We start from the raw sequence: 26,855 nt of genomic DNA on the forward strand, positions 1-26,855 counted from the left end.
GTTTCAATCTGTCAGTTTCTGCGGCCTGTAGCTGTTGGTCCGCTTATCGGTTTAAGATGCGGTTTTCAGATGGGCGATCAGCTTGTCGATGTCACCGCCACGGCGATCCAGCATGGACCCGATTTCTTCGCGTTCCAGTTTCAACATCGAAATGCCTTCGATAATGATGTCGAACATTTTGTCCCGACCCGAAGCATCTGAAACCTGCCATTCCACAACAAAAGGCTTTTGCCCTTTAAAGGTCACATCGCTGGTCACAAGATAGCCCCGTTGGGTCTTGCGAGAGCGTTTCACTTCGATTGTGGCGCCGATAAATTCGCGGAACCGCTTGCCGTATTTGCGCGACACATAGCCTTGGAAGGCTTTGGAATAGGCGTTGATCTGTGCTGGCGTCGCACTGCGCCGCGCCACACCCAGTGACGAGGTCGCAATCACCGGAACATCGGCGTATTTCACAAAGATACCTTCAAAGTCCCGAAACAGCGATGCCTCGGATTTGCCCGAGTTGATCGAGCGGAAAATATCATTGGTCAGGGAATTGATCAGCTTTTCCGCATCCGCTTGGGACAGGGCAGCCGCTGGACCTGCCAGAAACAGGCCAGCCATCAGGCCAAGCAGGCCGCGACGGGTGAATAGGGATTTAATTCGCATAAGGATCCTCCAAATTGTCTAGATCAACAGTGCCGCCGATCGAGAACCTGCGGTTTTGCAGATAAATCGAGCGCGCAGTGGCATAGCTGTCTTCGGATTCGTATAAGATGCCATTGATCGCATCATCATATTCGTTGCGGTCACCAACCTTGTCCACGACATATAGCGGGAAAGTGACCTTGCGTGCGCTGGATGGCAAAAGATTGCCGACAGGGTCAAGAAAGAAGTCGACCACAATGCCGTAGGTCTCGCGCTCTGTGCGGGGGCCATAGATCGGCACTTCAAGGTAGCGGCCTTCGGGGACACCATAAACCGCAAGGGTTTTGCCGAAATCAGTGTCCACATCCTGCTTCATGCCGGCGGCGGTGGCGAAATCGAACAGACCGCCCAGACCAAAGACCGTGTTGGTGGCAAAACGGATGGTGTTGATTGTCACATCCTTAAAGTTCAGCTGTAAAGCACTGTTCACCACCTCGCCCGGGATGGCCAGATGGGATGCAAGATTGCTGATGGCGCGATCGGCCCGTAGGGGCACGGTCTTGCCATAGCCACGGGCAACAGGCGCCACAAGATTGCGATCCAGTGCTTTGTTGAAGTTATGCACCTTACGGTTCGCGGCCTCATCCGGATCATAGATACCCTGACTGGGCGGCGCAGCTGTGCAGGCTGTCACTAAGGCAAGGCTGAGGAGGGCAGTTAATTTACGGGGCAAGCAGATTTTCATATCGGATACGTCAACGCATTAAGGGCTGGTCAGTCGAGTTGACCTTTTAGGGCTATAGCAAAGGGCTGTACACCAACCGCGAAAAAAAACGGCGGCTTTGTGCCCTTTGAGCACTTAGTTTTTAATTAACCTGTGTCAATTGAACCATAATAGCACAAAACAAACTACTGTATGGGCCTGCTTTGATGTTTTTTTTACCTTTTATGCGTCTATAAGTGATTTGAAAATTGATTGGCACGAAAAGATTGGGATTTAACAATGGCCGGCGAAAAATTGCACTATCCAGTTGGGCTTGCGGAGTTGCGAGAGGTGCGCAGCCGCAGTCGCGGGTTATTTATTTCAGTAGGTTTTTTCAGTATTTTTGTGAACCTTTTGATGCTGACAGGCCCATTGTTCATGTTGCAGGTCTATGACCGCGTTCTTGGCAGCCGGTCCGAGGCAACGCTGGTCGCCCTTTCTGTTCTTGTTGCCGCCCTTTATGCCCTGTTCGGGGTGCTGGATTGGGCACGCGGGCGTGTTTTGGCCCGTGCAGGGGCGCAATTTCAGACTGATCTGGACGAACGGGTGTTCAAAGCCCTGCTGAAAGTGCCGTCGCAACCCGGCCGTGCGGATAAAGTGCAAAGCGGGTTGCGGGATTTGGAATCAGTGCAAAAGCTGATGACCTCGCCCGCGTTGTTCGCCATTTGTGATATGCCGTGGACGCCGATCTTTGCCTGTGCGATCTTTATGTTCCATCCGTTTCTGGGCTATCTGGCGCTGCTGGGCGGGGCCTTGTTGATTGTCACGACGATTATCAACCAGAAGGTCTCTAAAAAGGGCGTGATTGACGCGCAGGTTCAAAGCTCTCGGGCGGATAGTTTTGCGGATAATGTCCGCGATGACCGCGAGGTTGTTCAGGGTCTTGGCATGCGCGGCGCCGTGATGTCGCGCTGGCGCAAGACGCGGGATAAATCTCTTGCTTCCAATATCCGCTCTAGCGATGTGACGGGTGGTTTTTCGTCTTTTACCAAGGCCTTCCGCCTGTTTCTGCAATCCGCCATGCTGGCCCTTGGCGCCTATCTGGTGTTGCAAAATGAACTGACAGCGGGTGCGATGATTGCGGGTTCCATCCTGATGGGGCGTGCTTTGGCACCGATTGAAATGGCAATTGGCCAGTGGCCGCTGGTACAGCGGGCCAGCAGTGGTTGGTTCAACCTGTCCAAACTGTTGGAAATCGTGCCGGATGAAACTGTACGCACTGCCCTGCCGCGGCCCAAAGCCCTGCTTTCGGCGCAAAACCTGACGGCGGTTCCCCCCGGTGAATCCCAAGCCAGCCTGAAAATGGTCTCGTTTGAGGTGCAACCCGGCACGGCGCTTGGTGTGATCGGGCCCAGTGCGGCGGGCAAATCCTCGCTCGCGCGGGTGATCTGTGGCATCTGGCGGCCTGCCTCGGGGCGGATCAGGCTGGATGGGGCATCGCTGGACAATTATGATCCGGACGTTCTGGGCCAATACATCGGCTATCTGCCGCAAACTGTGACCCTGTTTGACGCAACCATCGCCGAAAACATCGCGCGGATGTCTGAAACGCCCGATGCGGCCGCTGTTGTGGCTGCTGCGAAAAAAGCCGGCGCCCATGAGATGATTCTGGAACAGCCCGAGGGGTATGATACCCCGATTGGCAACTTCGGCGGGCGTCTGTCTGGCGGGCAACGTCAACGACTGGGGCTGGCCCGCGCACTATACGGCGATCCGCTGATTCTGGTGCTGGACGAGCCGAATTCAAATCTTGATTCCGTCGGCTCCAATGCGTTGAACGACGCCATCCGCACTATGAAGGCCGAGGGAAAATCGGTCATCATCATGGCTCACCGCCCTGCGGCGATTGCGGAATGTGAAAACCTGCTGGTGCTGGAAAATGGTATGCGCAAAGCCTTTGGCCCGCGCGACGAAGTTTTGAAAGATCAGGTGCGTAACGTGGCGCAGATTACTGACGCGCTGCAAAAAGGACGGGCATCATGAGCATGCAACAACTTTCCATGGCAGGGGGGCCATCTGGCGCGGCCCCTGCACCGGCTCGGGCCAAGTGGTCAGCGGGGAAACCCATGTTCGCAGGCATGTTTGCCGTTGCGCTGTTGGTGGGTGTTCTGGGGGTTTGGGGCACATTGGCCACGATTTCCGGCGCAATTATTTCCAGCGGCATGATTCAGGTCGAAAGCTTTCGTCAGGTTGTCCAACACCCCCAAGGCGGTGTTGTGGGCGAAATTCTGGTGAAAGAAGGCGACAGGGTCGAAGCGGGCGATGTTATGATCCGGTTTGACGACACTTTGCTGAGTTCCGAATTGGCGACCGTGAACGGGCAGTTGAACGAAATCCTGTCCCGTCGGGCGCGGTTAGAGGCAGAGCGGGACAATGCTGATACATTGACCTTTGCCCCCGAATTGATCGAAGGCGCAAAAGAAAGCCCTGAAATTTTGGCCCTGATCCAAGGCCAGACACGCCTGTTCGAAGCCCGTCGTGAGTCTTTGGATAAACAGGTGGAGCAGTTGAACGAACGCAAGCAACAGATCCGGCTGCAAATCAAAGGGGTGCAGGCGCAGCTTGCATCCTCAGAGCGGCAGGTGGAACTGATTGGTCAAGAACTGGTCGATCAGCAGGGTCTGTTGGCCAAAGGTCTAGCCCAAGCCAGCCGCGTACTATCGCTGGAACGGGAAGCCGCACGGTTGAACGGCTCGATCGGGGAATTGGAAAGCTCGGCGGCGCGGGGCGGAGCCCAGATTGTTGAAACGGACATCCAGATTTTGCAGCTCAGCAGTCAACGCCGCGAAGATGCAATCACCACGCTGCGGGATTTGAGCTATTCTGAAATTGAAATGCAGGAGCGTAAGTTAAGCCTGCGTGAAACCCTAAGCCGCATGGACGTGCGCGCGCCCATGTCAGGGATCGTTCACGGGCTGACAGTACACGCCATCCGTTCGGTTGTACGTGCGGCAGATCCAATCCTCTATGTGGTGCCAACCGACAGCCCGCTGGTGATCACCACCAAGATTTCAGCGCTGCATGTGGATCAGGTTCATGTGGGGCAGGACGCAAGTTTGCGGTTTTCAACCTTTGACCAGCGCACCACGCCTGAAATATTTGGCAAAGTGGCCAAGGTGTCAGCAGATGTGTTTCAGGATGAAGTGACGGGGATGTCTTATTACTCGGCTGAAATCCTGCCCAATGATGGAGAGATGGCCCGTTTGGGCAGTGTAGAACTGTTACCGGGCATGCCGGTTGAGGCTTATATCAAGACCGAGGACCGCTCTCCGCTCAGCTATTTGACCAAACCTTTCACCGACTATTTCAACCGGGCATTCCGCGAGTAATCTATGCGGATAGCTTTGGCCGGTGGTTCGGGTGGCGGGCTGAGTATTTGGGGAACATTGAAGCTGGTTTGGTGATCTTTGTGGTTGCGGGGCGGCTGTGGTCTTGTAGCGTGGCGGGAACTGGTTTTGGAGAATGTTATGGTTGGAAGAATTGACGCGGTGCTTGCTGAGCTGGGGGAAACCTTGCCTGATGCCCCCGCCCCTGCGGCGAATTATGTGCCTTATGTGATTGTGGGCGATCTGGTGTTTGTATCGGGTCAAGTATCCAAAGGTACCGATGGTTTGATCTGTGGCAAGCTGGGCGACGATATGGACGTCGCAGCAGGGCAAGCGGCAGCAAAGGTCTGTGCGTTGAACCTGATTGCGCAAGTGAAAGCGGCTTGTGGTGGTGATTTGGATCGGGTGACACGGGTGGTCAAGCTGGGCGGATTTGTGAATTGCACGCCTGATTTTGGCGATCACCCTGCGGTGATCAACGGTGCATCTGATTTCATGGGCGCGGTTTTTGGCGATGCGGGGGCTCATGCGCGTGCGGCCGTCGGATCTTCGTCCCTGCCCTTTGGCGTGGCGGTTGAAATCGAAGGCATCTTCCAGATTTCGTGATGCTTGACGCTTTCCTGAAAACCCCGCTGGCCCATCGCACCCTGCATGATGTTCGTGCAGGGCGGCCTGAAAACTCGCTGATCGGCACCCGCGCGGCGATTGAGGCCGGTTATGGCATTGAGGTGGATTTGCAACTGTCGTCGGACGGGGTGCCGATGGTGTTCCACGACGATTATTTGCAGCGTCTGACCCGTCATTTTGGCCCGGTTCGCGAACATACCGCCGCTGAATTGGGGGCGATGCGCCTGACCCACGGGGACGAGTGTATCCCGACGTTTGCCGCCCTGTTGGATTTGGTGGCAGGCCGTGTGCCTGTGCTGGTGGAAATCAAGGATCAGGATGGCGCACTTGGCCCAAACACTGGTGACATGGAACAGGCGGCTTGTGATGTGTTGGCGGGCTATCAAGGGCCATTGGCGCTGATGTCCTTCAACCCCCATTCCATTGCCAAATGCGCCGAATTTGCACCGGATGTACCCCGTGGTCTGGTCACGGACCCGTTTTGGGCCGCTGACTGGCCTGATGTTCCTGCCGAACGCTTGGCGGAGCTTGCAAGGATTCCGGATTACGGGCGGATTGGTGCCACGTTCATTTCCCATAATGTGAAAGATTTGCACAGTCCTGTGGTTGCGGACCTTGTGGCGCAGGGCTGTAAACTGCTGTGTTGGACCGTGCGCAGCCCCGAAGTTGAGGCTGAAGCGCGCAAATTGGCGCAGAACATAACCTTTGAGGGGTATCTGGCTTGACGCTCAAGCCTGCACGCCCATGTGTTGCCTGACATGGAAAACGACACCGCAATAGATGACGCACAGATAGAAGTGACGGTCATCGGCAGTCTCGATCAGATCGAGGCCGCCGAATGGGATGCCTGCGCCTGCCCTGAAGGCGCTGAGGGGCGTCCGATTGACCCGTTCACCACCTATCGGTTTTTGCAGGCGTTGGAACGCAGCGGCTCGGTCGGAGAGGGCAGCGGCTGGACGCCCCGTCATATTCTGGCACGCCAGGGCGGCAAGCTGATCGGGGTGATGCCCTGTTATGCCAAGGGTCACAGTCAGGGCGAATACATCTTTGATTTCAACTGGGCCCACGCCTATGAAAACGCAGGCGGGGCCTATTATCCGAAACTTCAGGCAGCGGTGCCGTTTACGCCTGCTACGGGGCGGCGGTTTCTGACAGCGGTTGGGCATGACGAACAGGCGGTGGGCGCTTTGGTGCAGGGCGCTGTACAACTCGCCGCGCAAAATGAACTGTCCTCGCTGCACATTACCTTTTGCACCGAGGCCGAAGCCTTGGCAGGGGCTGCCATGGGCCTGCTGCACCGCACGGGCCAGCAGTTTCACTGGTTCAACGACGGCTATGTGGATTTCGACGGATTCCTTGGGGCGCTGTCTTCACGCAAACGTAAGAACATCCGCAAGGAACGCCGCACCGCGCAGGATTTCGGCGGCACGATCCACGCGTTTACGGGGGATCAAATCCTGCCCGAACATTGGGATGCGTTTTGGGCGTTTTATCAAGACACCGGCATGCGCAAATGGGGTTCGCCCTATCTGACGCGTGCGTTTTTTGACATTGCACAAGACACTCTGCGGGATGACATTCTGCTGGTGATGTGCGAACGGGACGGGCATTGGGTGGCTGGTGCCCTGAACTTTATCGGGCGCGACACGCTTTATGGGCGCTATTGGGGCTGTATGGAAGACCACCCCTGCCTGCATTTTGAGGTGTGCTATTATCAGGCCATCGACTATGCCATCGCCCACGGGATGCACCGTGTCGAGGCGGGGGCGCAAGGCCCCCATAAACTGGCGCGGGGGTATCTGCCCACAGCCGTCCATTCCCTGCACTGGATCGGAGATCCGGGGTTTCGCGATGCGGTGGCACGGTTTGTCGAAGCGGAACGGGATGCGGTGGACGAAGAAATCGAAGTGATGACGGCATATGGGCCGTTTCGCAAAGGGAAAGGCGAAGACGATGGCTGAGAAATTACAAAATGATGATGCGCTGGCAGAGTTGTTTGATGCAGGTTGGGCGCGGGTTGAAGGACGCGATGCGATCCTGAAAACCTTTAAGTTCAAGAACTTTATTGATGCTTTCGGGTTTATGACACGGGCCGCGATCTGGGCTGAAAAATGGAACCACCACCCGGAATGGTTCAATGTTTACAACCGGGTCGAGGTGACGTTAACCACCCATGATGTGGATGGCCTGTCTGATCTGGACGTAAAGCTGGCCCGTAAAATGAATGTTCTAGCAGGCTAATAAGGGGATAATAAGAATGACTATGGCTTGGATTTTCGCACTGGCAATTAATGTGCTTTACGCAGCAGCGATCCTGCTGGCGGCTGTTTGGTTGGGCGGCGTGTTGCAACGCTACATTGCCAGCTATTCAAAGAAACACGAAAAAATCGACGATATGCTGTTCTCGTTTCTGGGCAGCGTGGCGCGTTATGCGCTGCTGGCCTTTGCGGGCGTGTTTGTTCTGGCACGCTTTGGCATCCAAACAGCGTCTTTGGTGGCGGTTATCGGTGCCGCAGGTTTGGCAATCGGTCTGGCCCTGCAAGGCACGCTGGCCAACCTGGCCGCTGGCGTCATGCTGGTAGTGTTCCGCCCGTTTAAAATCGGTGACTTTGTGGAAATCGGTGGTTTTTCGGGCACTGTAAAAGACGTCAGCCTGTTCACTACCGAACTGGCCACCCCCGATAACGTACAGATCATCCTGCCCAACGGCGAGGTGTTCGGCACAGCGATCAAGAACTACTCGTTCCACACAACCCGCCGCGTGGATCTGGTGCTGGGTGTGTCTTACGGCAGCGACCTGAAAAAAGCCGAAGGCATCATCAACAAACTGGTCGCAGCGGATGACCGGATTAACGAACTGCCTGCGCCGTTTGTGAAGGTGACCAATCTGGGTGACAGCTCGGTTGATTTCACAATTCGGGCTTGGGTTGATGCGCCGGATTATTGGGACGTCAAATTCGCCCTGACCCGCGCTGCCAAAGATGCCTTTGACAAAGGCGGGATCGACATTCCCTTCCCGACCACCACCGTTGTGCGTGCCGAAGGCTAAACACTCGCACCGGCTTTTTGTTTGGGAAATATCCCCGCCGGAGGCACCGGAATCAAAAAGGCCCCGCCTGTTCGGCGGGGCCTTTTCGTATCAATCAGTGCGAAAGCTTACAGCGCTGCCAGCAAAGCCTCGCCGCCGGAAACTTCACAAACGCCGGGGTTTTCTTCTTCTTGCAAAGTGGTGATCTTGCCGTCTTCAACGATCATCGCATAGCGTTTGGACCGGTCGATCAACCCTACTGGGGCGGCAGTAAATGCGCGGCCCATGGCTTTGGTAAACGATCCGTCGCCGTCTGCCAGCATTTCGATGCCAGCGGCAGTTGCGCCGGTTTGCTCGCCCCAAGCTTGCATCACGAACACATCGTTCACGGACACACAGATAACCGAATCCACGCCTTTGGCTTTGAAATCGTCGATTGTGCGGATGAAGCTTGGCACATGGGCGGTAGAACATGTGCCGGTAAAGGCGCCTGGCAGCGCAAAGATCGCCAGTTTCTTGCCTGCGCCTTTTGCGTTTACATCTACCACTTCGGGGCCATCAGCGCCCATTTTTGCGAGTTTTGCTTCAGGAAGCGCGTCGCCTGTTCCGATAACCATTGAAGTTTCCTTTCGAGTTCGTTTTATCTTGACCCTGACTATAGTGCGGTGTCGCCAAGGTGCCAGCCCGATTTGGAGAATTGTCATGGGTCATGTTGTTGTTATCGGGGCTGGGCAAGCGGGCAGTTCTTGTGTGGCCAAACTGCGCAATTCGGGGTTTGACGGGAAAATCACCTTGATCGGTGCCGAAACCGCCCCGCCGTATCAACGCCCGCCCCTGTCCAAGGCCTATCTGCTGGGCGAAATGGAACTGGAACGTCTGTATCTGCGGCCCCTGTCGTTTTACCAAGATCAGAATATTACGATGATTCTGGGCGATCCTGTTCACAGTGTGGATGCCAGTTCCAAGACAGTGATTGTTGGTAAACAAGTGCTTACCTATGATGATCTGGTGCTTGCCACAGGATCGAACCCGCGTCGCCTGCCCGCCAGCATCGGTGGGGATTTGGGCGGGGTTTATGTGGTGCGCACCCTGAACGACGTGGATTCCATGGAACCGGAATTTACCGAAGACAAACGGGTCCTGATCATCGGCGGCGGCTATATCGGGCTGGAGGCCGCGGCTGTGGCTGCCAAAAAGGGCCTTAAGGTCACGCTGGTTGAAATGGCTGACCGCATCCTGCAACGGGTGGCTTGTCCTGAAACCTCGGATTTTTTCCGCAATCTGCACCAGTCCCACGGCGTTGAAATTGTCGAAGGTGTCGGGCTGGACCGTTTGACGGGCGACGGCCGCGTCAGCGGGGCTGTCCTGTCTGACGGGCGCGAAATAGAGGTGGATTTTGCCATCGTCGGTGTGGGCATTACCCCTTCGATAGAACTGGCCGAAATGGCGGGGTGTACCATCGAAAACGGCATCAGGACCGATGCGCAGGGGGCCACCTCGGTTGACGGTATCTGGGCTGCGGGTGACTGCGCCTCTTTCCCCTATCGCGGCGGGCGCATCCGTCTGGAAAGCGTACCAAATGCCATTGATCAGGCCGAACTGGTGGCGGAAAATATCATGGGGGCCGCCAAAGACTATGTGGCCAAGCCGTGGTTCTGGTCCGATCAATTTGATGTGAAATTGCAGATCGCAGGGCTGAACATCGGCTATGACAGCGTTGTCACCCGCGCGGGCGACAAAGCAGGCGATGCGTCTTTCTGGTACTATAAAGGCGATGAATTGCTGGCGGTGGACGCGGCCAACGAACCCCGCGCCTTTATGGTGGGCAAGCGCCTGATCGAAAGCGGCAAATCCCCTGCGAAAGAACGGGTTGGTGATCTGTCGGTGGAACTGAAATCCTTGCTGAAATGAGGATTATCTCGGGGCGTTTCAAAGGCACTGCGCTGGCTTCGGTTGGGAAGGGTGATGCGGGGGCGCATTTACGCCCAACCACGGATCGGGTGCGCGAAAGTATCTTTAACCTGCTGGTGAACGGCGGTTATGGCGATCCGATCCGCGATGCGCGGGTGCTTGATCTGTTCGCAGGTACAGGCGCGCTGGGGTTTGAGGCATTATCGCGGGGTGCGGCGTTTGCACAATTTGTCGATGACGGGGTAAAGGCGCAAAAACTGATCCGCGAAAACGCGGGAATCCTGCGGACTGACTCCGAAATCAAACTGTTTCGCCGTGATGCCCGCAAGCTCGGCCCATTGGACGGCGCGCCGTTTGATCTGATTTTTCTGGATCCGCCCTATGGCAAATCTATGGGGCAAAAAGCGCTGTCGGCGGCGCTGGCGGGTGGCTGGATTGCCCCGGGCGCATTGATCGTTTGGGAAGAAAACGCAGCGCAAGTCCCGCCCGAAGGGTTCGAGCAATTGGACATGCGCAAATACGGCGATACCTTTGTGCATATGCTGGCGCCTGCCTGATTTCAGGGTCGTTTAATAGGCGGCAGCGGCGCGGGCAGCTTGGTCGTAATGGCCTGACATCATCCGCAGCAATGCGGCCAGCCGGCTGATCTGATCGGGTTCTATCCCCAATTCATCCAGTGCGCCCAGCAGCAGTTTTTCGCGGGTTTCCGCATAGTCGCGACAGGCTTTTGCACCTGTCTCGGTTGCCTCAACCGTTTTTTCCTTGCCTTGTCGTCCTGCCCGCACCAACCCCGCTTTGGTCAGTTTCTTGATGGCATAATTCACCGTGTGGGTGTCTTCGATGTTCAGCACAAGACAGATGTCAGCCAGCGTTTTGGGCCGCTCGCGGTGATGGGCGGAATGCAAAACCTGTACTTCAAGCGGGGACAGATCAATGGTTCCAGCCGCTGCCATGCCGCGCACGGTCCAGCGCTGAAACGCGTTGCTGGCGATGGTCAGGCCAAATTCCAGCTCTGACAGTTCGGGGAAACTGCCTTGGGCAAGATGGGCAGAGGAAACAACGGGGCCGAGATTTTTCATAGAGCTATCCTGAGTTTTCGTTGACAAAATGTCAACAAAATGTTGATGTTTGAGCAACTCAAAGTGACGAGACTCAGATAAGGGATGGATTTACGATGACACAGGGCAAATGGGATTTCTGGATTGATCGCGGCGGCACTTTTACCGATCTGGTGGCGCGCAACCCTGACGGGGTCATCACGACCCATAAACTGCTGTCCGAAAACCCCGAGGCTTATCCCGATGCCGCCATCCAAGGCATCCGCGATTTTCTGCAAATCGGTCAAGGTGATCCTGTCCCGAACGAGCTGATCGCCACCGTCAAGATGGGCACCACGGTTGCCACCAATGCGCTGTTGGAACGTAAAGGCGATGCAACAGGCCTGTTGACTACCAAGGGTTTCCGCGATGCGCTGGCCATTGGCGATCAGGGGCGCAAGGATATTTTCGCCCAGAACATCATCAAGCCCGAATTGCTGTACACCAAAGTGGCCGAGGTGAACGAGCGTATCCGCGCAGATGGTACAGTTGAAACTGCCGCGCAGGATGATGATATCCGCGCCGCCCTGCAAACCATCTATGACAGCGGCATCCGTGCTGTGGCGATTGTGTTCATGCATGCCTATGCCTATCCACAGCATGAAATTCAGGCCGCAAAAATCGCGCAGGATGTGGGCTTTACCCAGGTTTCCACCAGCCATGAGGTTTCCCCCCTGATGAAATTTGTCGGGCGCGGCGATACCACTGTGGTCGATGCCTATCTGTCGCCAATCCTGCGCCGCTATGTGCAACAGGTGGCGGATGAGTTGGGACTGGATGAAACCAGCGACACGCGGTTGATGTTCATGATGTCCTCTGGCGGGTTGACGGCGGCGGATCGGTTTCAAGGGAAAGACGCCATTCTGTCAGGCCCTGCGGGGGGTGTTGTCGGGGCGGTTGAAACCTCGCGCCTTGCCGGATTTAACGAAATTATCGGCTTTGATATGGGTGGCACGTCAACGGATGTGTCCCATTATGCGGGCGATCTGGAACGGGCTTTTGACACCGAGGTTGCCGGCGTGCGGATGCGGGCACCGATGATGCGGATACACACGGTTGCGGCGGGCGGCGGGTCTATTCTGCACTATGAAAACAACCGCTATGTTGTGGGACCGGACAGTGCGGGTGCCAACCCCGGCCCTGCCTGTTACCGCCGTGGCGGGCCGCTGACGGTGACGGATGCCAACGTGATGGTCGGCAAGTTGCAGGCGCAGAATTTCCCTGCGATATTTGGCCCCAATCAGGACCAGCCGCTGGACGTGGATGTGGTGAAAGCCAAGTTCGAAGCGTTGACAACCCAGATCGACGACGGGCGCAGCGCCGAAGAAGTGGCCGCAGGGTTTCTGGCGATTGCGGTGGAAAACATGGCCAACGCAATCAAGAAAATTTCAGTCCAGCGCGGCTATGACGTAACCCCCTATGCGCTGACCTGTTTTGGCGGCGCAGGGGGGCAGCACGCCTGTTCCGTGGCCGATGCGTTGGGCATGAAGACCGTGCATGTGCATCCCCATTCAGGAATCCTCAGCGCCTATGGCATGGGGCTGGCGGATATTCGCAGCACGCGCACGGCGTCTATTGTTAAACCGATGTTGGCGGAAAATCTGGCGGGGGTAGAGGCCGAGGCCGACACGTTGGCGCAGGCCACGCAGGCCGAATTGTTAGATCAAGGGGTGATGGATGCACAGACCGTAAAACGGGTGCATTTGCGCTATGACGGAACAGATACACCGTTGCAGGCGCTGTTGGGTGATGTTTCCGCCATGAAAGCGGAATTTGAAGCGGCCCATAAATCCCAGTTCGGATTTGTCTATCCTGACAAGCAGATCGTGATTGAAGCGATTGAGGTTGAAAGCGCAGGCGGTGGTGCAGCCATTGACGAACCCGAACAGGCCGAGGTTGACGCACAAGCCACAAGCAGTGGTACAACGCGGCTGTTTTCTGGCACCGACTGGCATGAGGCAGGGGTGTACACTGACCGGGCCGCGCTGACAGCGGGGCAGGTTATTCCTGGCCCTGCGCTGATTGTGGAACCCCATCAGACCATCGTTGTGGAACCCGGTTGGGAAGGGCGGATCACCCGTCACGACCATATCGTTTTGAAGCGGATCGAAGCACTACCCTCTGCCCATGCCATCGGCACCACCGCCGATCCGGTGATGCTGGAGGTGTTCAACAACCTGTTCATGTCCATTGCCGAACAGATGGGGCTGACCCTGCAAAACACCGCCTATTCGGTGAACATTAAGGAACGGCTCGATTTTTCCTGTGCCGTGTTTGCAGCGGACGGCTCGCTTGTGGCCAATGCGCCCCATATGCCGGTGCATCTGGGGTCGATGGATCGCTCGGTCGAAAGCATCATTGCGCAGAACAAGGGTAAGATCCGCCCCGGCGATGTGTTCTGCCTGAACGCGCCCTATAACGGCGGCACGCACCTGCCAGACATCACCACAGTGACGCCAGTGTTTGACGATGCAGGGCAGGAAATCCTGTTCTACACAGCGTCGCGCGGGCATCATGCGGATGTGGGCGGCACTGCGCCGGGGTCAATGACGCCGCTCGCCACAAATGTGGATGAAGAGGGCGTCTTGTTTGATAACTTCCTGATCGTGGATCAGGGGGAATTCCGCGAAGACGCCTTGCTGCATCTGCTGACGGATCACAAATACCCCTGCCGCAATCCCTATCAGAATGTGGCCGACCTGAAGGCTCAGATTGCATCCGAACAGATGGGCGCGCGTGAATTGCGCAAGATGGTGAAACATTTTGGGCTGGATGTGGTGCAGGCCTATATGAAGCACGTTCAGGACAATGCCGAAGAAAGCGTGCGCCGTGTGATCGACGCGCTGCACGACAGCAGCTTTGAAACCCACACCGATCAGGGAGCGGTCATCAAGGTTGCGATTTCCGTGGATAAGGAAAAGCGCGAAGCCACGGTGGATTTCACGGGAACATCACCCCAGCAAGGCACCAACTTTAACGCGCCCGAACCTGTGACCCGTGCGGCGGTGCTGTATGCGTTTCGGGTGATGGTGCAAGGCAACATCCCGATGAATGCGGGCTGTTTGCGCCCCATTAACATCATCATACCCGATGATTGCATGCTGCGCCCGAAATATCCGGCCGCTGTGGTGGCGGGGAATGTGGAAACCTCGCAAGGGGTGACAAATACGCTGATGGCGGCTTTGGGTGTGATGTCCAACAGTCAGGGCACCATGAACAACCTGACCTTTGGGAATGACAAATACCAGTATTACGAAACCATCTGTTCGGGTGCGCCAGCGGGTGAAGGATATAACGGAACCGATGCGGTGCAGGTGCATATGACCAACAGCCGTATGACCGATCCCGAGATTCTGGAGTTCCGCTTCCCCGTGCATCTGGAAGAATTTGTCATCCGCGAGGGTACAGGGGGTAAAGGCAAATGGCACGGGGGCAGCGGCACGCGGCGCACGGTTCGCTTCCTTGAGGAAATGGAAATGGCGATCCTGTCGGGCAACCGTCAGAACCGCCCAAAGGGCATCAAAGGCGGTGAGGATGGCCTTAGCGGCAAGACCGAAGTGCGCCGTCAGGATGGCAGCATCGAAGTGCTGAACGGTTGTGATCAAACGATCCTGAAAGCAGGTGAGGCCGTCATTGTCACGACACCAACACCGGGCGGATATGGCGCTGTTTAGGCAGGGCTTGAAAAAATAATGAACGTAAAAAGGCGGCAGAGGTCGCCTTTTTCTTTGGAATTTGCACTACTCAACTTAAGCACCCAAACTCCCCGCGGTGGCGGGCTAAGCGCAAGATATTGCAAATTTTATTTTTGCTGCAATCGTGATTCTTTTCGATAAACCAACTGCTATATCGGGATGTCGGCGCGGGATTTGAACCCCTGCTCTCGTTTTCGTGATGGAACTGTTTGTGATCCACTGTGATCCGTGCCGCGTACCCTTCATACGGTGGTTGACGCAAAGTCACTGCGCTGCCCCGCCGCCAGATCGCCAATGGTCTGATGATATTTTTGGAGGGAACCAAATGAAATTCAAACGACACATTCTTACCAGTGGGCTGGTCGCGACTGCGCTGGCGGCTTCCGTCGGCATGGTCGGCGCATCTTCACACCGCGAAGCGCCAGCAATTACAAAAACGCCGAAAGTTGATGCGACGGATTTCTATATGTTCCGCTCTTACGAACGGGGCCGGAAGGGCTATGTCACCTTTATCGCCAACTACCAGCCGTTGCAGGCGCCCTACGGGGGCCCGAACTATTTCACTATGGACGAAGATGCGCTGTATGAAATTCACATCGACAACAATGGCGATGCCAAAGAAGACCTGACCTTTCAGTTCCGTTTTGACAACACACGGGTTAAGAACGGCAAGCATATTCGGGTGCCTGTTGGCGACAAAAAACTTGCAATTCCCCTGCGCGCCGCTGGCCCGATCAGTGCCGGTGACACTGGCAATTTGGGTGAAAACGAAGCCTATTCCCTGACACTGGTTCGCGGAGACCGCCGCACGGGCAAATCCCGCGTTCTGAAATCCACCTCTGGGTTGGACAGCTTTACCAAGCCTGTGGATAACATCGGAAAAAAGACCATTCCGGACTACGATGCCTATGCCAATCGTTATATCTATGATTTCAAAATTCCGGGCTGTAAAAAAGACGGTCGGGTGTTTGTCGGCCAGCGCGCCGAAGCCTTTGCTGTGAACTTGGGCGAAATCTTTGATCTTGTGAACCTTGTGCCACTGGACGGCGCATCCTTCCCCGGTGGGATTATGCAATCCCGTGACAATGACGATTTGGTGGGGAAAGCCAACGTGACATCGCTCGCGCTTGAGGTGCCGACAAATTGTGTGACCCAAGGCGACGAGACTGTAATCGGGGCTTGGACCACGGCCAGCATCAAACATGACAATAGATATGGCACAAGACAGGTTTCGCGCTTGTCTAACCCGCTGGTGAACGAAGTGGTGATCGGCCTGCCGGATAAAAACAAATTCAACCGCAGTTCGCCAACCGATGACGGTGCCTTTGCAAAATATGTGACCAATCCAACGCTGCCATTTTTGCTGGACGCCTTGTTCCGCGATGCGGTTGGTGCAGACGACAATATCGCGCCGTCGAACTTTCCACGCCAAGACTTTGTGACAGCGTTTCTGACGGGCTTTCCTGGGTTCAATCAACCCGCGGGTGTTGTCGGCTCTGAAATGATGCGTCTGAATACGGCTGTGCCACCGAGATTGCGGAACTTGCAGCATTCCTACGGTGTGGTTGCCGAAGATCTGGCGGGCTTTCCAAACGGTCGTCGCCCCGGTGATGACGTGGTGGATATTGCCCTGCGTGTGATGATGGGGGCCTTGTGTCATCCAGTGCCACTTGGAGCTGAACTGGGTGTTGACGGTGCGGTCGAGGACGAAGACAGCGACCTGATCAATCTGGGCCTGTGTGATCCAGAAGATGCGCCTGTTGGCAATGCGCCTTTCACCGATGGTGCGCCGATCAGTGCTGCTGAATTGCAAAACGTGTTCCCTTACCTGAACACACCTTTGGCTGGTTCTCCGAACTAAAGCTGACAGTTCAGACTATTGAAACATTAAAAACGCCCCGATTGTGTCGGGGCGTTTTGTCGTTTCTGAAAGCCGTTAGGGTAAGGGTTATCCCAGCCAGCCTTTCGGCGCAGGGGCAGAACCGCGAATGATCAGCGGGCCGTCGATTTTGATGTTCTCAGGGGCACAGCCTTCTGCGCCGATAGCCTCCATCATCACCTTAACGGTTTGCGCAACCATCTGGTTGGTGGGCTGGCGTACAGTGGTCAGGCTATAGGCGGCCCAAGCGGCAGGGGGGACATCATCATAGCTGACGACAATCACATCCCCCGGCACTGACAGGTGTAATTCGTGACGCAGCACATCCATCACTGCAAAGGCCATGTGATCATTGGCCACAAAAACCGCGTCGGGATGATGCGGCGCTGAAAACATGGCAAGCGCAGCGGCCCGTGCGGAATCTGTCTGGAAATTCCCGACGGTGCGGCTTTGAATTTCAAGTCCGGCCTCTTGCAGCCCGTCGCGAAAACCCGCCTCGCGGTCGCGCTGTGTTGAAGCGCCCTCCCAGCCTGCAATATAGCCGATGCGCTCAGGGTGGTGGGCGGCCAGAAACGCGGCCACTTTGCGCCCGCCTGCGTAGTTGTCAGCCGTGACACTGGTCAGATTATCGCCATCCTGCGAGCGGTTGAAAAACACCAGCGGAATGCCTGCCGCGCGGCACCGCCCCGCCAGATCAGACGATAAGGGAACCGAGGCCGCCACAATGCCATCTACCTGATAATCCAGAATTTCATCTACAACCTGTTCGATGTTTTCTGTGGTGTCCGAGGCCATAAATACCATCACATGATACCCCTGATCCTGCAGGGCATTTGACAGTTTTTCCAAGGCAACAGGGTAAAAGTAATTGTCGAGATAAGCCACCACCAAGCCGATAATCCGTGACCGCCCCGTGATCAGCGAGCGGGCAAGCACATTGGGGCGGTATCCCAGTTCATCGGCTGCCTTTTTCACCTTATCAATGGTTTTCTGGCTGGCCGAAGCCCCTTTGGTAAACACGCGGCTGACAGCGGATTGCGACACACCGGCGCGTTTTGCAACGTCTTGCGATGTAACCTTGTCGTTTGGCATGGGGCGGGCCTTTTATGAGTATTTGGGGAACATTGAAGCAGGCGGTTGGGGGTTAATCGGCGGTCCAGCCGCCATCCACCAACAAAGAGGTGCCCGTGATCAGGGCGGCGGCATCCGAGGCGAGGAATACGGTGGCGCCCATGATGTCTTCGACCTCTCCGATGCGACCGAGTTTGATTTTGTCTTCGATCCACGCCACCAGCTCGGGGCGTTTGAAGGTTTGCTCGGTGAGCGGCGTGCGGATGAAAGTGGGGCAGATGGTGTTGACGCGGATGCCGCTTGGTCCCCATTCAATGGCTTGGGCCTTGGTGTAGCCCTCGACTGCATGTTTTGATCCGCAATAGACCGCCCGCTCTTGCCCGCCCACATGGGCCATCTGGCTGGAGATCTGGATGATTGATCCGGGTTTTCCAGCCGCAACCAGACCCTTGGCCACGGCTTGGGCGATGAAATACGCGCCTTTGGCGTTAAGGTCGGTCATCGCGTCGAAATCGGACTCGGTGGTTTCAAGGGCCGGTGCGTGGCGGGCAAATCCGGCAGAGTTGACGAGGATGTCATAGGGGCCGGATTGGGCGACTTTACTTTGGGTGTCTGCGATGTCGGACACATCAAGGGAGAGCGTGTCAACGGCCCAGCCCTCGGCCCGCATTTTGGCGGCGGCGGCGGTCATGCGGTCAGTGTTGCGGGCGGCCAGCGTGACCGAAGCACCGTGTTCGGCCAGTGCAACCGCGCAGCCCAGCCCGATGCCCGATGTTCCCCCTGTCACAAGGGCGCGTTTGCCATCAAGGCGAAAAGAAGGGGTGCGGGGAAGGGTCATGTTTACAGTCCTTGGTCGAGTCTGTGGGCATTATACCACGAAGGGCGTGGCGGGTGTTTGTGGATATTGCAGGGCGCGAAATTTCGGAAAATCGGCGTAGCGCTTTTGGCGTTCGGGCAGGGGTTCGGGTGGTTCTGCGTGGGGGGCAACCAGTTTGCCGCGCGGGGCGATATAGCTGAGGATGCGTTTGTCGGGGTTTTCCCGCCACGTCAGGTTTAGCGCCGCCAGTTTCGGGAAATAATACTGTTCGTGATAGTTTAGGTGGTCGTGAATCCAATAGGCCAGATCGCGCCAGTCTCGGCCCTGATCGTATTGATCAGCGAACCACGGCACCACAATCGTCACGCAAGCGCCCATATTGCCTGCAGCGTCGCGCTGGTCCCACATACGTGAGGCGGCGTTCACAGCATTGCGCGAGCAGTTGAGGTTATTGTCATTGCCGTATTTGTTCAGCGTCGGCGATCGGTATCCTGCACGGATCGCAATGGGGCCAAAGGTTTCCACCAGCGGGTCCAACAGGTTTTGCGCCAGCGCGCAGCCAGCTGCGATCATCAAGTCAGGGTGATCGGGCACGTTGGGGATGCCGTGAAAAGCGCTGATTTCGGAAAACATGAAATCGCGCAGAAAGAAATACCGCGACAGGCGGGTGCGCCCCAAGGTTTCAAGGGACCACATGGATTTTGGCGCCTGTCGCATGATCATTGCTCCTATGGTTCGCGGTGGGGGGCGCCTTCACCGTAGGGGATGTTCAGACCGCCATAGCGCCTGACACGGATGTTACATTGTTCGGCGTGGCCGACAAAGCCTTCTAACATGCACAGCCGCGACCCGTATTCGCCGATGTAGGTTGCTGCGGCGTCTGTGGTGATTTTTTGGTAGCTGTGGGTTTTCAGGAATTTGCCAACCCACAGCCCGCCTGTGTAACGGCCCGCTTTCATGGTGGGCAGGGTGTGATTGGTGCCGATCACCTTATCCCCGTTTGACACATTGGTGCGCGGCCCCAAAAACAACGCGCCGTAGCAGGTCATGTTTTCCAAGAACCAGTCATCGCGGTCGGTCATCACCTGCACATGCTCGGAGGCGATGTCATCGGCGACGGCCAGCATTTCATCGTAGGTGTCACACAAGATCACCGCGCCGTAATCTTGCCAGGACACGCTTGCGGTATCGGCGGTGGGCAGGATTTTTAGTAAGCGGTCGATTTCGGACATGGTATCATTTGCCAGTTTGCGCGATGTGGTCAGCAGGATTGAAGGCGAGTTGTAGCCGTGTTCGGCCTGTCCCAGCAGATCGGTGGCGCAGAGTTCTCCGTCGACTGTATCGTCAGCGATGACCATGGTTTCGGTTGGGCCTGCAAACAGATCAATCCCGACGCGGCCAAACAACTGGCGTTTTGCTTCGGCGACAAAGGCGTTTCCGGGGCCAACCAGCATATGCACAGGGTCGATGGTTTCAGTTCCAAGGGCCATGGCCCCAACCGCCTGAATGCCGCCCATAACATAGATTTCATGGGCGCCGCCAAGGTGCATGGCGGCGATCACGGCGGCGTTCGGTTTGCCGTTGAACGGCGGGGTGCAGGCGATGATGCGTGGCACCCCCGCAACGCTGGCCGTGGCCACTGACATATGGGCGGAGGCCACCATAGGGAATTTCCCGCCCGGTACATAACAGCCCACCGATTGCACGGGGATTGTTTTATGGCCAAGGATCACACCCGGCATCGGTTCCACCTCTATGTCCAGCAGAGAGTCGCGCTGGGCTTGGGCGAAATTGCGCACGTTGGTTTGTGCGAAAGTGATGTCTGCCAGTTCCCTTTCGCTGAGTGACGCAATCAAGGCGTCGATTTCATCCTGTTCCAGCTTGAACGCAACAGGGGAATAATTATCGAATTTTTCCGAAAGCTCCCGCAGAGCGGCGTCGCCCCCCGTTTCGATCTGTTTCAGCGTGGATTCAACAATGGCGCGGGTTTTGGTGTCGTCGTCTGCCCGCTCTGCATCGGATTTGCCGCGTTTTAAATATGTAATTGCCATTATTTGGTCCTAACTAATGCGTTTCCCCAAGGTTAATCACCGCACAGAGCAGAGTGCAAGTGTCGTTTGCAAGCGTATGCAAAAATAATGAAAGAGAAAGCGGGCTGGTTTTCACCATCTTTTAGCTGTGCAATTACCCCTGCATTTTGCGGTGGACAGTTTTCCTGCCGCCCCGCACACTCGGCCAAAATCAATCAGACGGGAGACGGCAATGGCCGAGTTTACAGGACCAGAAATCTGCGCGAAATCAGCACGGGACGTGGTTGGCATGTTGAAACGCAAAGAGGTGTCGTCCAAAGAATTGCTGGACGCGGCCTACGCGCGGATTGATGCGGTGGGGCCTTCGATTAATGCCACTGTCACCCAATGCCGCGAACGCGCCTATGCGCAGGCTGAAACCGCTGGAAACGCAGATCAAAGCGACCCCGGTTGGCTGGGCGGGCTGCCTGTGGGCATCAAGGATCTGAACGAGGTTGGCGGTGTTGTTACCACTATGGGGTCAGTTGGGATGCGCGATTATGTATCCCCCGTCAGCAGCCCGTTGGTGGATATGATGGAAAAACGTGGTGCGGTGATAACAGGGAAAACCAACACGCCGGAATTTGGCGCGGGGGGCAATACCTTTAACGAAGTGTTCGGCTACACCCGCAACCCATGGGACACGCGCAAGAATGCAGGCGGGTCTTCGGGTGGGGCGGCGGCGTCTTTGGCGGCGGGGGAAACCTGGTTAAGTTCGGGGTCCGATCTGGCGGGATCGCTGCGCACTCCTGCGGGCTATTGCGGGGTTTGCGGGTTTCGCCCAACGCCCGGACGTGCGGGCGGCGGGCCGGGTCCGGCGGGGTTCCTGAACGAAGGTATCAACGGGCCGATGGCGCGGGATGTGGAAGATGTGGCGCTGTTTCTGGACGCGATGTCAGGGTTTGATCCACGGATGCCGATCAGCCTGCACGCCCCTGACGTGTCTTTTCAGGATGCGGTACAGCAGGAAAAGAAAAACATCCGCATCGCCTTTAGTCCTGATCAGGGCGGCTTTGCCCCTGTTGAACAGGAAATCCGTGATATTCTGGCAAGTGCGATGACCACGGCGCAGGGCGCGGGGATGGTTGTCGAAGAAGCCTGCCCCGAAACGCCCGCACTTTATGACAGTTACGTGGCCCTGCGCGGGATGCATTACGGGGCGGTGAACAATTTTGTGCCCGATGCGGTGAAGGCGCATTTCAAGCGAACCTTGCAGGAAAACATTGACGTAGGCGTGCGCCAGACCAGCCATGATATTTATCTGGCGCAGCGGGGACGGACCGAAGTCTATCATCAGATGCGGGAATTCTTGCAAGGTTTTGACGTGCTGGCGATCCCTGTTGTCGGGCTGGAGCCGACTTTGGTGGAACAGGAATATCCAACAGTGGTGGATGGTCAGGAGTTAACCGATTATGTGGAGTGGCTGCGGTTCTCTTTCCTTGCCACAACGGCGGCTTTGCCGGCTTTGGCCCTGCCTGCGGGGTTCACCAAATCAGGGATGCCTATCGGGATTCAGCTGGTCGGGCCACCCAAAGGCGATGCTTTGGTGTTGCAGGTTGGCTTGGCATTGGAGCGGGCTTTGAACCTGCCAAAGGGGCCGATTGATCCGAATGTTCTGCATTTGTGAGTATTTGGGGAACATTGAAACAGGAGGGTGCTTTGGACCCATCAGAGGCAGAGGCGCGTTTGGCATTTTTAGAGCGGGCGGAGGCGTTGAAAGATGTCTTCCGGTCCGGCTTTACGGGGGAGGGGCGGCCAGAGAGTACCGCCGCCCATACCTGGCGGTTGTGTCTGTGGGTTCTGGTGTTTGAGGATCAGTTGGACGGGCTTGATCTGGCGCGATTGTTAAAACTGGCGGTATTGCACGATCTGGGGGAGGCTGTGTCGGGGGATATTCCTGCGACCGCACAGCAGACCGATAAAGGGGCTGCGGAGCGAGCGGATTTTGTCAGCCTGTTGGGCGGGTTACCGTCAGATCAGGCAGCAGATTTTTTGCAGTTGTGGGATGAGTATGAAAATGCAGCCTCCCCCGAAGCGCGAGTGATTAAGGGGCTGGATAAGTTGGAAACGATTTTACAGCACACCCAAGGTAAAAACCCTGATGATTTTGATTACGGGTTCAATCTGGATTATGGGCAAAAATACATGGGGGGGCATCCATTGTTGGCAGTTTTGCGGCCGTTACTGGATGCAAAGACCCGTGCGCGGATGCCGGATTAGGCACCCGCTTTGGCTATTTATGATAGGGCTGGCCGATTGCGGCAGGGGGGCGTGGTTTGCCGATAAACCCTGCCAACAACAGCACCGTCAGCACATAGGGCATGGCCAACATCAATTGGGCGGGGACTTCTCCGATGAAGGGCAGCTCGACGCCTTCCAAGCGGGTTGTTGCGGCCTCTAGGAAGCCGAACATCAGGCAGGCGAAAAACGCGTTCAGCGGTTTCCAGTTGCCAAAGATCACCGCAGCCAGTGCGATGTAACCCTTGCCCGCAGACATTTCACGTACGAAATTGCCGCCTTGGCCGATGGATAGATAGGCCCCTGCGATGCCGCAGAGTGCGCCGCCGACGATCAGAGCGCGGTAGCGCAGCCATGTCACCGAGATACCAGCGGAATCAACAGCTTGGGGAACCTCGCCCACAGCGCGCAGGCGTAGACCAAATCGGGTGCGGTAGAGGATGAACGCGGTGAGCGGGACGGCCAGAAGGGCAACATAGACCAGCATGTTGTGGCCTGAAATCAATTGGCGGTAGATGCTGCCCAGCACGGGGATGTTGTCCATCATATCCACGCCCCACCATTCAATCGGGGTGAAGCGGTCACTGCGGGGCAGGGAGGGTGTTTGCCCGCCCCGTTTGAACAGGGCGATGCCAAGCACTATGGTTAAACCACTGGCGAGGATGTTGATCGCTACGCCAGACACCACCTGATCGCCTCTGTGGGTTATGCAGGCAAAGCCGTGGATCAGGGACATGAATATGCCTGCGAGCATAGCGCAGCCAAGGCCAAGCCAAGCAGAACCTGTAAGCGCGGCTATGGTCGCAGCGACGAAAGCGCCAGACAGCAGCTTACCTTCAAGTGAGATGTCAACAATGCCCGAGCGTTCAGAGAAAATACCCGCCATGGCGCAGAGCATCAAAGGGGTTGCGATGCGCAATGTGGCGTCAAAGGCGAGCAGCAGTTGGTACAGGAAATCAGCCATTCGCGGGCTCCTTCGGGGCGACAATCCTTGCGATCAAACGCGCCAGTGGCGGGTTGAACATATAGGCGAGCGCGCCGGAAAACAGGATGATCATGCCTTGGATCAGCAGCACCATTTCGCGGGTGATGGACTGGAATTCAAAGTCCAACTCTCCGCCGCCTTGGGTTAATGCGCCAAACAGCAATGCGGCCAGAAAGATACCGATGGGGTGGTTGCGGCCCATCAGGGCGACGGCGATGCCGGTGAACCCGTAGCCTGCGGTAAAGTTCAGCACCACCTTATGGTTAAAGCCGAGGATTTCATTGGTGGCCAATAGTCCTGCAAACCCCCCCGAAATCGCCAGTGTGATGATGATGGTGCGGGGCACGTTGATGCCCGCGTATTGGGCGGCTTCTTGGTTTTGACCGACAGCGCGGATGTTATAGCCCAGCCGCGTGTGCCAGACCAAAACATAGAACACAGCCATCGCACCAAGGGCGATCAGGAAAGCGGCATTCAGGGGTGTGCTGGCGATATCAAACCCCAGGGGCCGTAGCATATCGGCCATTTTCGGCAATAGGGTGCTGTCTGCCAGCTTTGCGGTTTGGGGGGATTGCTGGCCTGCTTCCAACAGAGGGCCTGCCAGCAGCCAGACCATCAGGGATGCGGCCAGAAAGTTGAACATTATTGTGGTGATCACGATATGGCTGCCCCGTTTGGCCTGTAGATAGCCCGGAATAATGCCCCACAACCCGCCTGCAATAAACGCGCCCAGCACGCAGATCGGGATCGCAAGCACAGCGGGCAGGTAAGCGCCAATCGCAAAAGATGCCAGCGCCGCGCCAAGCCCGCCCACATAGGCCTGACCTTCACCGCCGATGTTGAACATCATGCAGTGAAAGGCGATGCCGACTGCTAGGCCTGTGAAGATGTAATTGGTGGTGTAAAACAGTGTGTAGCCCAGCCCACCCGAATAGACGAAAGCGCCTTTGATCATGACGCCCATGGCCTCTATCGGGTTTTCGCCAATGGCCAGAACGATCAGCCCGCAGATAAAAAACGCGGCGAACAGGTTGATAACAGGCAGTAAAAACAGGTCAGCCCAGCGGGGAAGGGGTGGGGTTGGCGTGCTCATGCGGCGGCCTCTTGTCGTTGACCGGCCATCATCAGGCCAAGGGTTTGTCTGTCTGCGTCGGCACTGTTGATGATGCCAACGTTTTGCCCGTCACACAGCACCATGATGCGGTCCGACAGGGACATGATTTCATCCAGTTCAACCGATACCAGCAGGATTGCGCAGCCTGCATCGCGCAGTTCCAACAGTTGTTTGTGGATGAATTCGATCGCCCCCACATCGACGCCGCGGGTGGGTTGACCCACCAGAAGCACACCGGGGTTGGCGGAAAATTCCCGCGCGATGACGATTTTCTGTTGGTTGCCGCCGGAAAAATTCTTGGCGTTCAGGCGCGGATTGGACGGGCGCACATCGTAATGGGCCATCTTGTCTTCGCAGTTTTTCTGGATGGCTTTATAGTCAAACAGGGTGCCGCTGCCCGCAAGGTCTGTGTCGTGAAAGCCAAGGATCATGTTTTCGCGGGCTTCAAAATTCAGGATCAGCCCGTGGGTGTGGCGGTCTTCGGGGATGTGGCCTACGCCCAGATCGCGAATGATGCGGGGATTGGTTTGATCGGCAGCGGTGACTTTGGTGCCCAGAATGTTCAGGTTGCCTGTGGTCAGATGGCGCATACCTGCAAGGGTTTCCATCAACTGGGTTTGCCCGTTACCAGACACCCCCGCCACCCCGAGGATTTCCCCTGCGCGCACTTCAAAATTGATGTCTTCCAGTTCGACAACGCCCTGGCTGTTGGTATAGCCCAGATTGGTGGCGGAAAAACGCACCTCGGCTGGTGAGGCGGGCTTACGATCGACCTCTAGCAGAACCTCGCGGCCGACCATCAGTTCTGCCAGTTCTTGGGGCGAGGTTTCCGCCGTCTTGCGATGGCCGACCATTTCGCCCTGACGCATGATCGACACGGTGTCGGTGATATCCATGATTTCGGTCAGCTTATGGGTGATCAACAGGACGGAAACCCCGTCATCGCGCAGAACCTTCAGGATTTCAAACAGTTGGTCGGCTTCTTGCGGGGTCAGAACGCCTGTGGGTTCGTCCAGAATCAGCACTTTGGCGCCGCCCTTCAGGGCTTTGATGATCTCTACGCGCTGGCGTTGACCCACGTTCAGATCAGACACCAGCGCGTGTGGATTGACCTGCAGATTATAGGTCGAGGACAGGTTGGTCAGCCGTTCCAGCGCGGTGGCGCGGCCCTCGGTCAGGGTAAAGCCGCCCTCAGACCCAAGCATGACGTTTTCCAGTACGGTAAAGGTCGGGACCAACATAAAATGCTGATGCACCATGCCAATGCCGTGTTCAATCGCATCCGCCGAAGAGCGCACGTCGACCTGCGTGCCGCCAAAAGAAATAGTGCCGGTATCTGCGCGGTGCATCCCGTAGATGATGTTCATCAGCGTGGATTTCCCCGCGCCGTTTTCCCCGATGATGCCGTGAATCGATCCCGGCGCAACGGCCAGATCAATGTTTTTATTGGCCTGCACAAGGCCGAATGACTTGCTGACGTTTTTCAGTTCCAGCGCAGTGTTCATGTGCGTCCCTCACCCTGTTGAAGGCGTTTTGCCCGGGTCTTTTGCTGCCCGGCTTACGTTTTGGCTCTGGTCGCAGACCCAAAACGAAAACCTGTGAATA

At 56.5% G+C, this 26,855-nt stretch carries 24 protein-coding genes; 13 read left to right on the forward strand and 11 right to left on the reverse strand.

What is annotated here, in order from left to right; translation table 11 throughout:
* Window positions 1-51: 51 nt before the first annotated feature.
* Together GGE09_RS02750 and GGE09_RS02755 are read right to left on the reverse strand one after the other, a co-directional pair.
* A complete protein-coding gene (locus GGE09_RS02750) occupies window positions 52-651 on the reverse strand; it encodes an ABC transporter substrate-binding protein (RefSeq protein ID WP_309743634.1) in 600 nt (199 codons plus the stop codon).
* Window positions 641-1,363, reverse strand: a complete 723-nt coding sequence (locus GGE09_RS02755) for a VacJ family lipoprotein (RefSeq protein WP_309743636.1) — start codon at window positions 1,361-1,363, stop codon at window positions 641-643. The genes GGE09_RS02750 and GGE09_RS02755 overlap by 11 nt, the downstream gene beginning before the upstream one ends.
* Before the next feature lie 270 nt (window positions 1,364-1,633).
* Between GGE09_RS02755 and GGE09_RS02760 the strand changes: the two genes are divergently transcribed.
* From GGE09_RS02760 to GGE09_RS02790, 7 genes are all read left to right on the forward strand, one after another.
* Complete coding sequence (locus tag GGE09_RS02760) at window positions 1,634-3,376, forward strand: type I secretion system permease/ATPase (protein WP_309743638.1); 1,743 nt, start codon at window positions 1,634-1,636, stop codon at window positions 3,374-3,376.
* The gene (locus GGE09_RS02765) at window positions 3,373-4,722 is read left to right on the forward strand and encodes an HlyD family type I secretion periplasmic adaptor subunit (protein WP_309743640.1); all 1,350 of its coding nucleotides are present in this window, start codon (window positions 3,373-3,375) and stop codon (window positions 4,720-4,722) included. Before GGE09_RS02760 ends, GGE09_RS02765 begins: the two co-directional genes overlap by 4 nt.
* A gap of 138 nt (window positions 4,723-4,860) precedes the next feature.
* Entirely contained in the window at window positions 4,861-5,325 is a 465-nt protein-coding gene (locus GGE09_RS02770; protein WP_309743642.1) for a RidA family protein, read from the forward strand.
* A complete protein-coding gene (locus GGE09_RS02775) occupies window positions 5,325-6,071 on the forward strand; it encodes a glycerophosphodiester phosphodiesterase family protein (protein WP_309743644.1) in 747 nt (248 codons plus the stop codon). The genes GGE09_RS02770 and GGE09_RS02775 overlap by 1 nt, the downstream gene beginning before the upstream one ends.
* A gap of 33 nt (window positions 6,072-6,104) precedes the next feature.
* The gene (locus tag GGE09_RS02780) at window positions 6,105-7,307 is read left to right on the forward strand and encodes a GNAT family N-acetyltransferase (RefSeq protein WP_309743646.1); all 1,203 of its coding nucleotides are present in this window, start codon (window positions 6,105-6,107) and stop codon (window positions 7,305-7,307) included.
* Complete coding sequence (locus GGE09_RS02785; RefSeq protein ID WP_309743648.1) at window positions 7,300-7,587, forward strand: 4a-hydroxytetrahydrobiopterin dehydratase; 288 nt, start codon at window positions 7,300-7,302, stop codon at window positions 7,585-7,587. Before GGE09_RS02780 ends, GGE09_RS02785 begins: the two co-directional genes overlap by 8 nt.
* A gap of 16 nt (window positions 7,588-7,603) precedes the next feature.
* Window positions 7,604-8,395: a mechanosensitive ion channel domain-containing protein gene (locus GGE09_RS02790; protein ID WP_309743650.1), complete on the forward strand. Its 792-nt coding sequence runs from the start codon at window positions 7,604-7,606 to the stop codon at window positions 8,393-8,395.
* A 107-nt stretch (window positions 8,396-8,502) separates the two neighbouring features.
* Here the strand turns inward: GGE09_RS02790 and GGE09_RS02795 are convergent, their stop codons facing one another.
* A complete protein-coding gene (locus GGE09_RS02795; RefSeq protein WP_309743652.1) occupies window positions 8,503-8,991 on the reverse strand; it encodes a peroxiredoxin in 489 nt (162 codons plus the stop codon).
* 85 nt (window positions 8,992-9,076) lie between these two features.
* Between GGE09_RS02795 and GGE09_RS02800 the strand changes: the two genes are divergently transcribed.
* Window positions 9,077-10,285, forward strand: a complete 1,209-nt coding sequence (locus GGE09_RS02800) for an FAD/NAD(P)-binding oxidoreductase (protein WP_309743654.1) — start codon at window positions 9,077-9,079, stop codon at window positions 10,283-10,285.
* On the forward strand, window positions 10,282-10,842 hold the full coding sequence (rsmD, locus tag GGE09_RS02805; protein WP_309743656.1) for a 16S rRNA (guanine(966)-N(2))-methyltransferase RsmD: 561 nt from the start codon (window positions 10,282-10,284) through the stop codon (window positions 10,840-10,842). Before GGE09_RS02800 ends, rsmD begins: the two co-directional genes overlap by 4 nt.
* Before the next feature lie 12 nt (window positions 10,843-10,854).
* Here the strand turns inward: rsmD and GGE09_RS02810 are convergent, their stop codons facing one another.
* Window positions 10,855-11,364: a winged helix DNA-binding protein gene (locus GGE09_RS02810; protein WP_309743658.1), complete on the reverse strand. Its 510-nt coding sequence runs from the start codon at window positions 11,362-11,364 to the stop codon at window positions 10,855-10,857.
* Window positions 11,365-11,459: 95 nt separating this feature from the next.
* Between GGE09_RS02810 and GGE09_RS02815 the strand changes: the two genes are divergently transcribed.
* Both GGE09_RS02815 and GGE09_RS02820 read left to right on the forward strand, forming a co-directional pair.
* On the forward strand, window positions 11,460-15,056 hold the full coding sequence (locus tag GGE09_RS02815; protein WP_309743660.1) for a hydantoinase B/oxoprolinase family protein: 3,597 nt from the start codon (window positions 11,460-11,462) through the stop codon (window positions 15,054-15,056).
* Window positions 15,057-15,402: 346 nt separating this feature from the next.
* Entirely contained in the window at window positions 15,403-16,938 is a 1,536-nt protein-coding gene (locus tag GGE09_RS02820; protein WP_309743662.1) for a DUF4331 domain-containing protein, read from the forward strand.
* Window positions 16,939-17,025: 87 nt separating this feature from the next.
* Here the strand turns inward: GGE09_RS02820 and GGE09_RS02825 are convergent, their stop codons facing one another.
* From GGE09_RS02825 to hisD, 4 genes are read right to left on the reverse strand one after another with little or no spacing between them, the layout of a single operon-like run.
* Entirely contained in the window at window positions 17,026-18,048 is a 1,023-nt protein-coding gene (locus GGE09_RS02825; protein WP_309743664.1) for a LacI family DNA-binding transcriptional regulator, read from the reverse strand.
* A gap of 52 nt (window positions 18,049-18,100) precedes the next feature.
* Window positions 18,101-18,865 carry an SDR family oxidoreductase gene (locus GGE09_RS02830; protein ID WP_309743666.1) on the reverse strand — a complete coding sequence of 255 codons (765 nt, stop codon included), beginning with the start codon at window positions 18,863-18,865 and terminating at the stop codon, window positions 18,101-18,103.
* Window positions 18,866-18,895: 30 nt separating this feature from the next.
* Window positions 18,896-19,540 (reverse strand): hypothetical protein, encoded by a 645-nt coding sequence (locus GGE09_RS02835; RefSeq protein ID WP_405048530.1) that lies wholly within the window; start codon window positions 19,538-19,540, stop codon window positions 18,896-18,898.
* Between the two features lie 32 nt (window positions 19,541-19,572).
* Window positions 19,573-20,895: a histidinol dehydrogenase gene (hisD, locus tag GGE09_RS02840; RefSeq protein WP_309743669.1), complete on the reverse strand. Its 1,323-nt coding sequence runs from the start codon at window positions 20,893-20,895 to the stop codon at window positions 19,573-19,575.
* Between the two features lie 211 nt (window positions 20,896-21,106).
* On the opposite strand from hisD, the gene GGE09_RS02845 reads away from it, so the two are divergent.
* Window positions 21,107-22,540 (forward strand): amidase family protein, encoded by a 1,434-nt coding sequence (locus tag GGE09_RS02845; protein WP_309743671.1) that lies wholly within the window; start codon window positions 21,107-21,109, stop codon window positions 22,538-22,540.
* Window positions 22,541-22,572: 32 nt separating this feature from the next.
* Window positions 22,573-23,133 carry an HD domain-containing protein gene (locus tag GGE09_RS02850; protein ID WP_309743673.1) on the forward strand — a complete coding sequence of 187 codons (561 nt, stop codon included), beginning with the start codon at window positions 22,573-22,575 and terminating at the stop codon, window positions 23,131-23,133.
* Between the two features lie 13 nt (window positions 23,134-23,146).
* Here GGE09_RS02850 and GGE09_RS02855 read toward each other — a convergent pair whose 3' ends face one another.
* Genes GGE09_RS02855 through GGE09_RS02865 form a run of 3 tightly spaced genes read right to left on the reverse strand, consistent with a single transcriptional unit; the run spans window position 23,147 to window position 26,755 of the window.
* On the reverse strand, window positions 23,147-24,115 hold the full coding sequence (locus tag GGE09_RS02855; protein ID WP_309743675.1) for an ABC transporter permease: 969 nt from the start codon (window positions 24,113-24,115) through the stop codon (window positions 23,147-23,149).
* Window positions 24,108-25,229 (reverse strand): ABC transporter permease, encoded by a 1,122-nt coding sequence (locus GGE09_RS02860; RefSeq protein WP_309743677.1) that lies wholly within the window; start codon window positions 25,227-25,229, stop codon window positions 24,108-24,110. Before GGE09_RS02860 ends, GGE09_RS02855 begins: the two co-directional genes overlap by 8 nt.
* On the reverse strand, window positions 25,226-26,755 hold the full coding sequence (locus GGE09_RS02865) for an ABC transporter ATP-binding protein (RefSeq protein WP_309743679.1): 1,530 nt from the start codon (window positions 26,753-26,755) through the stop codon (window positions 25,226-25,228). Before GGE09_RS02865 ends, GGE09_RS02860 begins: the two co-directional genes overlap by 4 nt.
* Between the last annotated feature and the right edge of the window lie 100 nt (window positions 26,756-26,855).

It is taken from the genome of Roseobacter sp. N2S (assembly GCF_031454055.1).
GTDB lineage: Bacteria > Pseudomonadota > Alphaproteobacteria > Rhodobacterales > Rhodobacteraceae > Amylibacter.

What these genes read in the sequence shown, in the direction of transcription:
- GGE09_RS02785 (WP_309743648.1), top strand. Translation starts at nt 7,300, where the DNA reads ATGGCTGAGAAATTACAAAATGATGATGCGCTGGCAGAGTTGTTTGAT.
- GGE09_RS02775 (WP_309743644.1), top strand. Translation starts at nt 5,325, where the DNA reads ATGCTTGACGCTTTCCTGAAAACCCCGCTGGCCCATCGCACCCTGCAT.
- GGE09_RS02765 (WP_309743640.1), top strand. Translation starts at nt 3,373, where the DNA reads ATGAGCATGCAACAACTTTCCATGGCAGGGGGGCCATCTGGCGCGGCC.
- GGE09_RS02750 (WP_309743634.1), bottom strand. Translation starts at nt 651, where the DNA reads ATGCGAATTAAATCCCTATTCACCCGTCGCGGCCTGCTTGGCCTGATG.
- GGE09_RS02780 (WP_309743646.1), top strand. Translation starts at nt 6,105, where the DNA reads ATGGAAAACGACACCGCAATAGATGACGCACAGATAGAAGTGACGGTC.
- GGE09_RS02770 (WP_309743642.1), top strand. Translation starts at nt 4,861, where the DNA reads ATGGTTGGAAGAATTGACGCGGTGCTTGCTGAGCTGGGGGAAACCTTG.
- GGE09_RS02845 (WP_309743671.1), top strand. Translation starts at nt 21,107, where the DNA reads ATGGCCGAGTTTACAGGACCAGAAATCTGCGCGAAATCAGCACGGGAC.
- GGE09_RS02835 (WP_405048530.1), bottom strand. Translation starts at nt 19,540, where the DNA reads ATGTGGTCCCTTGAAACCTTGGGGCGCACCCGCCTGTCGCGGTATTTC.
- GGE09_RS02795 (WP_309743652.1), bottom strand. Translation starts at nt 8,991, where the DNA reads ATGGTTATCGGAACAGGCGACGCGCTTCCTGAAGCAAAACTCGCAAAA.
- GGE09_RS02790 (WP_309743650.1), top strand. Translation starts at nt 7,604, where the DNA reads ATGACTATGGCTTGGATTTTCGCACTGGCAATTAATGTGCTTTACGCA.
- GGE09_RS02860 (WP_309743677.1), bottom strand. Translation starts at nt 25,229, where the DNA reads ATGAGCACGCCAACCCCACCCCTTCCCCGCTGGGCTGACCTGTTTTTA.
- GGE09_RS02825 (WP_309743664.1), bottom strand. Translation starts at nt 18,048, where the DNA reads ATGCCAAACGACAAGGTTACATCGCAAGACGTTGCAAAACGCGCCGGT.
- GGE09_RS02760 (WP_309743638.1), top strand. Translation starts at nt 1,634, where the DNA reads ATGGCCGGCGAAAAATTGCACTATCCAGTTGGGCTTGCGGAGTTGCGA.
- GGE09_RS02865 (WP_309743679.1), bottom strand. Translation starts at nt 26,755, where the DNA reads ATGAACACTGCGCTGGAACTGAAAAACGTCAGCAAGTCATTCGGCCTT.
- rsmD (WP_309743656.1), top strand. Translation starts at nt 10,282, where the DNA reads ATGAGGATTATCTCGGGGCGTTTCAAAGGCACTGCGCTGGCTTCGGTT.
- GGE09_RS02815 (WP_309743660.1), top strand. Translation starts at nt 11,460, where the DNA reads ATGACACAGGGCAAATGGGATTTCTGGATTGATCGCGGCGGCACTTTT.
- GGE09_RS02830 (WP_309743666.1), bottom strand. Translation starts at nt 18,865, where the DNA reads ATGACCCTTCCCCGCACCCCTTCTTTTCGCCTTGATGGCAAACGCGCC.
- GGE09_RS02820 (WP_309743662.1), top strand. Translation starts at nt 15,403, where the DNA reads ATGAAATTCAAACGACACATTCTTACCAGTGGGCTGGTCGCGACTGCG.
- GGE09_RS02855 (WP_309743675.1), bottom strand. Translation starts at nt 24,115, where the DNA reads ATGGCTGATTTCCTGTACCAACTGCTGCTCGCCTTTGACGCCACATTG.
- GGE09_RS02810 (WP_309743658.1), bottom strand. Translation starts at nt 11,364, where the DNA reads ATGAAAAATCTCGGCCCCGTTGTTTCCTCTGCCCATCTTGCCCAAGGC.
- GGE09_RS02800 (WP_309743654.1), top strand. Translation starts at nt 9,077, where the DNA reads ATGGGTCATGTTGTTGTTATCGGGGCTGGGCAAGCGGGCAGTTCTTGT.
- hisD (WP_309743669.1), bottom strand. Translation starts at nt 20,895, where the DNA reads ATGGCAATTACATATTTAAAACGCGGCAAATCCGATGCAGAGCGGGCA.